Below are 8,495 nucleotides of genomic sequence, written 5' to 3' on the forward strand. Positions count from 1 at the left end.
CTTTGAGGCACAGCGGTTAGCTGGAAGTGTTAGCGGTAATCTGGCTGATCCGGAAGATCACAAATTCAGCCGGACGGACGATCGCTACTCCAATTTCTGTAATTACCCTGCCCAGTTCCCGCTCCTCTGGAGGATTTTTTTCAGCATCACATTTGACGTAAAACGCTTCTTGGGGAGTGTTACCAAATAATGCCCCGGAACGCCAAACAACTGTTAGGAAATCTGAGACATTGCGAATAATTCTCTTCCACAGGTCTGGGGTATTTGGCTCAAACACAACCCACTGGGTGCCTTCATCAATCGATTCCCGCAAATACAGCAGGGTGCGGCGGACGTTGATGTACTTCAAGTCTTGCTTAGTATCTTCGGCAATCGTGCGTGCGCCCCACACCAGAAAGTTGCCGTTGAGGTTGCGGATGCAGTTGACGCCTTGGGGGTTTAGTCCTTGTTGCTGAGCTTTGCTGATGTTGTACTTCAGTCCCAGCGCTCCCAGAATAACTTCATTTGCAGGGGCTTTATGCACTCCGATCGCAGTATCAACTCTAGCGTATATTCCAGCCAGATGACCGCTGGGCGGGACGTATATGTTTGTCTTTGTTGCTGGATCAAAAACTTCGATCCAGGGAAAATAAAAAGCAGCGTAGTCAGAATTATTGGGCAGGACGTTCGCCGTGTTAGACCGAGAAAGCTTGGTAAGATCGAGATTGCCATCACTTTCTACGGTTTCCGGGCTATCAAAAATCGCAAATCGATCCTGGGTTTTCTGTCTACAGTGAATGATAATAGCATCACGAACATTAGCCTGTACAATACCAGGAGCAGCGACAATCGCAATTTCGTCAATCGGCTCAAATGTGCGCTCTAGGAACTCTACAGTAATATCCGCAGCTTGATTTACCCGCATTACATAGCAGCGAGAACCACCATTGTTAAAAAATCCATACACGGCATGGACTAGCAGACGTTGGTCTGTATTAGTGGAGAAGTCACCAAAGAATTTTTTGAATTCACTAAAGTTGGTACATAGCTTAACTGCACCAACAGCTACCGGAAGAAATAAAGGTTGGTAACTTCCATTGATAACTGCATTTTCTGCGGGAGGAGCAGTAAAAGTTACTAAAGAAATACGTTTTGCGTCATCAAATGAGAGTGTAGCTGTGGCTGTGGTGTCCTCACCGCCTACCGAAAACTGATAAGAATTGGGTTCTGTTTTTACCTTGTAATTCCCTAGTGTGAATTGAATTTTATTACCATCGCCTTTACCAATCTCTTGATTGACCACAGGAGTAAGAGGCAGATTCAAATCCTCTGGTACAACTCCAATAAATCCCGCTACACTAGTGCTGACTCCTGCGATCGCTTTAATTGCAGAAGGTATTTCCTCGACGTAAACGCCAGGGGCAAGATATTCAGGCATAAACCTCTCCTTTGAGAGAATTGCTGTTAACTGCGTTGCTTAATTGTGATGGTTCTGATCTGCAACCAGACATTTTCAAGACTTACGCAGGACGAGGATAGAAACCCGGTTTCTTCCTATATTTCTCGTTGCCAAACCGACGATTTTTCCTAGAAACCGGGTTTCTTTGCGTAAGTCCTAATTTTGTTTGAGCAGATTTGTTGAGCATTGGCTCAATTTGAGGGAACCAGCCTAAAATCGACGGGTTGTTCTTGTCCAGCAATTAGTTTTTCTTTTACTTGTTGAATCTGTGTCACAAACCCGTTGACCGAAACCTGAACTCTAGGCTGACTAGCCTGAATACCCGATAAAACATACCGACCCTCCTTATTGGTTAAAGTTTGGGTTTCGCTACCGCACAGTTGAACTAGGGCGTTGGCGATAGGTTGGTTATTATCGCTGCGCTTGACCTGTCCAACCAGCCGGGTAGGAGACAGTTTTACGTTAGCTTGTAAGTCGAATATTGGTCTGCCATTTTCATTTTTTACAGTGATATTTGCTACAGTGGCAGTACCATAGCGACTCCCTAAATTTGGTGCTGAAACCTTCAAAGTATACTGTCCATCTGGCAGGTCAATGAAATAGAAGGAACCATCTTCACGAGTTTGGATTTGAAGATTTTGTTCCACAACTTCAACCCCAACATCTGCAATCCTCTGCTGAGTGATGGCATCGGTTACAGAACCTGCGATCGCAACTTGATGACGAATTTCTTCCACAGGCCAGCCTTAATATGTTAACAGCAGTATCTACTAATATTGCCTCAAATTTATAATTATTTATCTTACAGACGCTTTGTACAACAACGATTTTTCTTTATAATAATTTTATTATTTGCAGCTTTGGATTGATAAATTATGTCCGATTTTTTCGCAATCACAACAAAAGCTAAATTGTTGATGCCTAAATTGATACCAACAAGAGTAGAACTTACGCAACTATTACAGACGATTGTATAAGTAACTTTAGAATTTTGCCTTCTTGGATTCCAATGTAATCACCTTTTCAGTTACTAGAGGCACTTCAACTGGCTCAAAGGGCTGAACTGGAACTGTTACTACGTAACTAAGACCTGCTTTTAGCCGCCCTTCTAAAGCAGTCCAAAAATCCCAAGAACTGGGTGTCTGTTCGGGTTGAGTTACCCAGGCACGTAAGGGTATGGATAGATGTTGCATTTCTCCTTGAAGAACCTCGGTCGGTAGGATGGGATAGCGCAACAAAGTTTTCAAAATATTTCCCAAAAGCCGATGCTCATCCCCAATCTCTTTTGTCCAAACTGTAATCATATAGGACAAATCCATGCGAACAGGGTCTTTGGTTTCGATACCCGTTACCCCGTTACGGGTGAGGAATCGTTCGTTACTCCGTAACTCGAGATTTTCGCGGATATCGTAGAGAAACAGATTAATGGTTGGCTTTTGTAGCTTTGTTTCCCAGTCAGTATTCGGTCTCTCAAATTCAATATCGATATCTGTGTTTTTAATCGGCACTTTCTGAAGTAACAATTCTTTGAGGGTGTCATCCAAGTCTTGGAACATTAGCTTTCCCTCCCAGGAATCTTTATTATGTGGAAACTGTTTTACAATCTTCCCAGGCAATGTCTACGCTACAGGTTGAGAGTTGCTTATTCTAAGTGGAGAGTGCAAGTTGAACTAAATACTGGGCTTAGGCACTGCACCTAAGTGGGCTTACACACTCCCTCTTCCCAAACCCAATCAACAACCGTGATTCGTAGCTTAGCTTGAGCCGATCGCTCCTCTAGTATTGTGACATTTCGCTTTACAAGAGCTAACTTTTCTGTCATTATACTTTTGATGGTATAATGTGTCGGCATATATAGTCTTGCTTCTCGTTAGTCTAATTTAAGGAGAAGGTAACCTAAACAATCGAGGCATTGCACGAACTTATAAAAACTAGCTTTTTGCGATCGCTCCTTCCCCAGATGCTCAAACGTAGCTCAAATATAGGTAGGAAGAACGAAAGCTTTACCTAAGACCCTCCTTGCTTTTGCGACCAAGAAGTGGAGGTACACCGTAATATCTCGGCAGGGTGGGGAAACGTGCTTAAAATGACTGAAAAAGCGTTACATCGGGAGAGAAAGAAATGTATCACCGAAAGCCTGGGCAGATATCGCCCAAAAGCCATCCCGCTCAGCAAAAGCTACAACAGTCGAGCAAAACAACAGCGCCGCAGGTGAAGGAGACGCACCCGGCAACGCTGATCCAGAGAGCGAAAGCCGAACCCAGTTCGCTGAGTGCAGATGAGGTGTTGTCACTTCAGAGCACAATTGGAAATCGGGAAGTGAGTCGGCTGTTGGCTGGTAGAAGTGCGACAAAGGTGCAGGCAAAGTTGACCATAGGGGAACCAGGGGACAAGTACGAACAGCAAGCAGATAGAGTAGCCTCCCAGGTGGTTGAACAACTCCATACCCCCGCTTCAGCCGAGTCAGCACAAGGGCAGTCGGTACAGCGTCAGGATATAGACGACGAGGAACTTCAGGCGAAACCAGAGATTACGGCGCTGCAACGTCAGGATATAGACGACGAGGAACTTCAGGCGAAACCAAGTAGTTCTGACCTACAGCGTGTGCCGTTATCTCCAGAGGTGCAGCGAGAAGCAATGCCCGAAGAGGAAGACCTCCAAGCTAAGTCAATCCTACAGCGTCAGGAAGCGATAGACGGAGGAGACGCATCAACGGATTTGGAATCTGCCATAAACCGTGCCAGGGGAGGTGGGCAGCCCTTAGATGCGGGTCTGCAACAGTCAATGGGGCAGGCGATGGGGGCGGATTTTAGTGGGGTAAAGGTGCATACGGATGCTCAGTCTGACCACTTGAATCAATCGATACAGGCCAAGGCGTTTACGACGGGGCAGGATATGTTCTTTCGGCAGGGAGAATATAACCCAGGGAGCCGAGGGGGGCAGGAGTTGATTGCCCATGAGTTGACTCATGTGGTGCAGCAGAATGGGGGGACGGTGATGCGATCGCTCCATAACTGCCCCCAACAGCCGTTAGCATCCGCCAGTAATGGGGGGAGGGGTTTGGTACAGAGGGCACCTCATCCTCCAGGTCTGGCGGACACAGAGAATTTGTACAATGCACAGAGTGCGGGCAAAGAAACAGTATGGGATGGTCATAAAAAGCCCTCGTTTGGCGGCAATCTTTATAATGCAGTGATATATACTTACCAAGGGGGAAGAGGAGAAACGCTTACCGGTATGGGACAAAACGGACTCAAGGCGTTAACCCGTGCGACGACGCAACTCGACCATGAACCCAGTTGGAACATCAGGAAGGAAAAAATTTTGCAGTATGGGCAGGAGATGACACACCGAAACGACAATCAGAATCTAAATGATGAGGACAATAAGCTAATACAAAGTGGCTATTACATTTTATATGAAGGGAAGTACAAGCCAACGGTGTACGGAGCAAGAATGTATTACAATGATAAGCCTTCTTTGAAACCGACCGCCGGCGGGGATAATGCTAGTGCTGGGGCGAATGCAGTTCAAATAGGAGATCCGAAGGGAACATTGTCCCAGGAGCTTATTAAGGATTACGTCCTGCGGGAAGTAAGTAACTATGGGCTGGCGTTTAACGCAGGATTAGACTTTGATGAAGAGATGACGGGAAACTCCATAGCAAATAACATAGGTGCTTATATAGAAAAGTTAAAGAACTTGCAGGAAAAAATCAATCAACAATTGAATCCCCCAAAAAAAAGGAAAGCTTCAGACATCCCCGAAAGCAATATAGAAAAGTTAAATAACTCGCAGAAAGCAATTAAGAAAACAAAGCTCAAATAAAGAACATCATTAGAAGCAATTTGTGCAAGAAAACTCATCCCAACAATTTATCATCAATGCGATCGCTATCCCTAATTTGGGTTCACAGAAAAGCTTTAGTCCCAGTTTACCCAGTCCCTAACTTCAAAAAATCATCTTCATTCACCAAGCGTCCCATCTTCTGAAACTCCCGCTTTGTTGCCTGGAGTAAGTGCTTCATCCCCACCCCTTCACCATCTTCCGCTGCTAGATATGCCGCAGCCAGAGCAATGTTGCGAATATTCCCTCCAGCTAACTTAAACTGTTGTGCCATTACCGTCAAATCCACATCTGCCTTTAGAGGCATTTGTTTGGGAAAAATCCCCTGCCAAATTTGCAAGCGATAGTCTACTTCGGGAAACGGAAACTCAACAATAAAGCGGATGCGGCGAGTAAATGCCTCATCCAAATTCTGGCGTAAATTGGTAGTGAGAATCGTAATACCCTCGTACTCTTCCATTTTTTGCAGCAGATAGGCAACTTCTAAGTTAGCGTAGCGGTCATGAGCATCTTTCACCTCAGAACGCTTACCAAACAGCGCATCCGCTTCATCAAACAACAGAATAGCATTGGCATTCTCTGCGGCTGTGAAAACCCGATCCAAGTTCTTCTCCGTCTCACCGATATACTTACTAACAACTTGCGACAAGTCAATCTTGTAGAGGTCTAACTGCAACTCGTTAGCGATGACTTCCGCTGCCATCGTCTTGCCTGTACCTGATGAACCAGAAAAAAGTACGTTGATACTTTTACCCAGAGAAAGCGTTTCCTCAAATCCCCACTGTTCGCAGACTATGTGGTGATATTTCACCTGATTGCAAATTTCTCGCAGTTGTGCTAATTGGTCAGTTGGCAGCACAAGACTACCCCAAGTATGTTTTGGTGAGATTTTGCGTGCCAGTGTCGTCAAGTCTTGCCCGGATTGCAGGCGTGTGGCGGCAAACAACTCTTGGAGGGTTGGTTGCACTTCAGACTGAGCTATATTTTGAGACTTAGCTGCCTTAGCCCAGCGAATTTGGTTGCAGGCAGCAGCGATCGCCCCATCAATCTGTTCGGCTGTTAGTCGGAAGCGATCGCTCAAAACATCGATATCTTGGTCATCTAGTTTAATACGCCTCCCAGCCAAATTCGCCTGCCAGTAAGCCTGTCGTTGAGCAAAATCTGGCAAGGAAAACTCTACCGCGATCGCATTAGTAGATCTAGTCGTGTCTGAGTGGCACGGCTTTCTACCCGCTAGGACGATAATTCCCCTAGCTTCAGCCAGTGCAGCGAGGAGTTGCTGATACACCCCATACCGTTCCTGACTCAATAACTCATCCATTCCAGGCAAATAAACAATTGCGTTTAACAGTTGCGCTTGACACAACAGCAATCGCACTACCTCATCAAAATCTACCTTAAGTTCCAGCGCTACAACCAAATCAACGGTGAGAAGGGGAACCCCCAATAGATATGCTAAAGCCTCAGCCGTTCGTTGCTTACCAACCCCTTGTGGCCCGTGAAAATAGAGCCTTAGTGGTTCTTGAGTTTGCCAAGCCTGTAGCGTCACCGCTTCTAGTGCCTGCTTCATTACCATGCCTAACAGCAGCTGTTCCAGAGAAATCTCAGGCTGACGAAGCTGGCTAAACTGTCTCAATCGCCAATCGAGTCCTTCTTGCCCCAACAACCAACGGATAATCTGTTCATCCAGCTTCAGGCAGTAAGCTAACAGTGGTGGTTGGGTTTGATTTGCCTCTGGAATTAACTGGAGTAGCCCTTGCCGAACTAAGGGTGCATCGGGAGTAAAATGAACCGATCGCGACAACTTGGCCTCAGCAGAACCACAGAGTAGGTTGAGCGCCAAATCTATACTAGGCCGCTTGCGGGTAACATTATCTTGAAGATAAGCGTAAATCCGTTCGTAGCGCAGATCGAGTTCGGGTGCGATCGCTATCACGAGCAGACCTATATCAAAAATCGATAGCTCAAACGCCTCTTGCAGCCTGATTAAGCTGGAACAATTGCCAATTTCCTCAAAAAATAACTCTTCCCAATTCCCCTCGCTTGCCTGAAGCGGCGAAGTTCCCGGTTCGCGCACCAGAGAACGTTCTACATCGTCTGGATTGACGTAGAGACCTCGGTAAGGGTCAGTCGCTGCTTCTGGGCCGTAGACAAGCTGTGCTTGAGACACTGCCCGATCGAGGAGTTTATCGAGCGATCGCAATACTGATAGCACATCTTCGGGACATGATTGGCGCATTCTGAGCATTATTCCTCTTTACCTTGCAACTGCACTTTCAACTTTCAAAAAACACATTTACTCAAACTCTTGTAGACTGTATTTCTTTCATTTTTGGAATCAAGATATCACTAATTATCCCAGCGATAGTTGGTAGCCCTTAACCGTTTGGCGCATCATGATTGGGTGAATCATGATAGAGTCAGAAAAAATTCTCAAATTAACCAGTTTTTACATAAAAACAGGGTAGTCAAAGTTAGCATTTTTGGCACATATTGGAGCTAAGATTCATCCCAGTTGCACGTACCGTCACACAGATGGCACATTTATGCAACAGTGCGAAAATGTGGCAGTTTTACTCAATAGTGATGCCATGAGTAGTCCATCCTGTGACAGGAGAGCGCCAATCACTGCATTTTTAGCCCCTCTTATTGGCATTGCTTGGCGTTGCCGAGAATCTCGCTTCATCGGTAGTAGCAAGCAATGGTATTGTCCGTACAAATTCACTTTTTATTGCTGGTATAATAATCAGAAGTCACCCTCCTTTTGCGGAAACCTAACCGCAACGGAGGCATAAAGACAGTTTTAGCTTTTTATTATTTTTAATTACAATTTGTAGGTACAGATACTACAAAATTAACAATATATTAAGCAAAAACCAAGTGTGAAATGGGATAACACTTCCAGGCAGAGAGTTGCATTTGGGGTAGCATCTAGGGCACTCTTTAGCAGACACCTTTTTCCCGATAACGATCGCATCGAAAAAGCGCCTCGTCTATTTATTCAGAAAGCGCATAAACATTGTTAATCTAAAAAAACTCTAGCGATGTATCCCCTACAGTTGGAGGGAATCCTGACGGGGTGACAACTATGGCTAAAAGGTAGACCGGATAAGCATCTCGGCTCTTCGACCTCGCTGATAATAAGGTCGTTTATGTGGACTTAATGACATTAATTGAGCAGTTTGTTCATTCAATAAAGTCAAAGATTCCA

The 8,495-nt window shown here is 45.4% G+C and carries 7 protein-coding genes; 2 read left to right on the forward strand and 5 right to left on the reverse strand.

Annotated features, from left to right (window positions below; all coding sequences use genetic code 11):
- Positions 1-16 precede the first annotated feature (16 nt).
- The 4 genes from ACE1CC_RS00755 to ACE1CC_RS00770 all read right to left on the reverse strand — a co-directional run bounded on the left by ACE1CC_RS00755 (position 17) and on the right by ACE1CC_RS00770 (position 3,290).
- Positions 17-1,417 carry a phage tail sheath family protein gene (locus ACE1CC_RS00755; protein WP_413268565.1) on the reverse strand — a complete coding sequence of 467 codons (1,401 nt, stop codon included), beginning with the start codon at positions 1,415-1,417 and terminating at the stop codon, positions 17-19.
- A 212-nt stretch (positions 1,418-1,629) separates the two neighbouring features.
- Entirely contained in the window at positions 1,630-2,175 is a 546-nt protein-coding gene (locus tag ACE1CC_RS00760; RefSeq protein WP_413268566.1) for an MSCRAMM family protein, read from the reverse strand.
- Positions 2,176-2,421: 246 nt separating this feature from the next.
- Positions 2,422-2,994, reverse strand: coding sequence for a Pvc16 family protein (locus ACE1CC_RS00765; RefSeq protein WP_413268567.1), 573 nt, complete (start codon positions 2,992-2,994; stop codon positions 2,422-2,424).
- 140 nt (positions 2,995-3,134) lie between these two features.
- Entirely contained in the window at positions 3,135-3,290 is a 156-nt protein-coding gene (locus ACE1CC_RS00770; RefSeq protein ID WP_413268568.1) for a hypothetical protein, read from the reverse strand.
- Between the two features lie 269 nt (positions 3,291-3,559).
- Here ACE1CC_RS00770 and ACE1CC_RS00775 point away from each other — a divergent pair, with 269 nt between their 5' ends.
- On the forward strand, positions 3,560-5,266 hold the full coding sequence (locus ACE1CC_RS00775; protein ID WP_413268569.1) for an eCIS core domain-containing protein: 1,707 nt from the start codon (positions 3,560-3,562) through the stop codon (positions 5,264-5,266).
- Between the two features lie 106 nt (positions 5,267-5,372).
- Here the strand turns inward: ACE1CC_RS00775 and ACE1CC_RS00780 are convergent, their stop codons facing one another.
- Positions 5,373-7,532, reverse strand: a complete 2,160-nt coding sequence (locus tag ACE1CC_RS00780) for an AAA family ATPase (protein WP_413268570.1) — start codon at positions 7,530-7,532, stop codon at positions 5,373-5,375.
- 235 nt (positions 7,533-7,767) lie between these two features.
- Here ACE1CC_RS00780 and ACE1CC_RS00785 point away from each other — a divergent pair, with 235 nt between their 5' ends.
- Positions 7,768-8,079 carry a hypothetical protein gene (locus tag ACE1CC_RS00785; protein ID WP_413268571.1) on the forward strand — a complete coding sequence of 104 codons (312 nt, stop codon included), beginning with the start codon at positions 7,768-7,770 and terminating at the stop codon, positions 8,077-8,079.
- Positions 8,080-8,495: the final 416 nt, after the last annotated feature.

The sequence above is a fragment of the Floridaenema aerugineum BLCC-F46 genome (assembly GCF_041929345.1).
GTDB classification, from domain to species: domain Bacteria; phylum Cyanobacteriota; class Cyanobacteriia; order Cyanobacteriales; family Aerosakkonemataceae; genus Floridanema; species Floridanema aerugineum.